The sequence below is a fragment of the Acinetobacter sp. 1566109 genome (assembly GCF_000582255.1).
GTDB classification, from domain to species: domain Bacteria; phylum Pseudomonadota; class Gammaproteobacteria; order Pseudomonadales; family Moraxellaceae; genus Acinetobacter; species Acinetobacter nosocomialis.
This window is the reverse complement of sequence record NZ_JEYB01000240.1, coordinates 1-397: the sequence shown is the minus strand read 5'-3', so window position 1 is coordinate 397 and position 397 is coordinate 1. Positions and strand designations below refer to the sequence as shown.

The following is a 397-nucleotide window of genomic DNA, read 5'->3' as shown; positions in this document are numbered from 1 at the left end:
TGATCCCCACTTTTTCTAACTCTGACTTAGGTAACGATTTCCAAGATTTAGCCAATGCCATTTATCGAGATGATAGAAATGTCGATATTGGTTATGATTTTATTAGAGGCGCTGATATCAACTTTGATATTCATGAACAGCTCTATTCTTATTATTTCCTTCTTAGATCAATACTTAAGGGTATTTTTCCAATACAAAATCTTCTGAATTACGATGACATTCTAAATGTTACTACTAAGTTAGATCTGCAAGAAATGTCAGACAGTTATGTTAATATTTTACAAGTTTAATTTTTCTAAAATTAACATAATACACCTTATACGAAACGTGTTATAATTTACCTTGAAATTCATACACTTATTTCAAAGTTTATAGCCCGAGCATCACTGTTCGGGCT

At 30.7% G+C, this 397-nt stretch carries 1 protein-coding gene; it reads left to right on the top strand.

What is annotated here, in order from left to right; all coding sequences use genetic code 11:
- A partial coding sequence (locus J582_RS27050) for a hypothetical protein (protein WP_228131724.1) occupies nt 1–290 on the top strand: 290 nt, incomplete at its 5' end.
- Nucleotides 291–397: the final 107 nt, after the last annotated feature.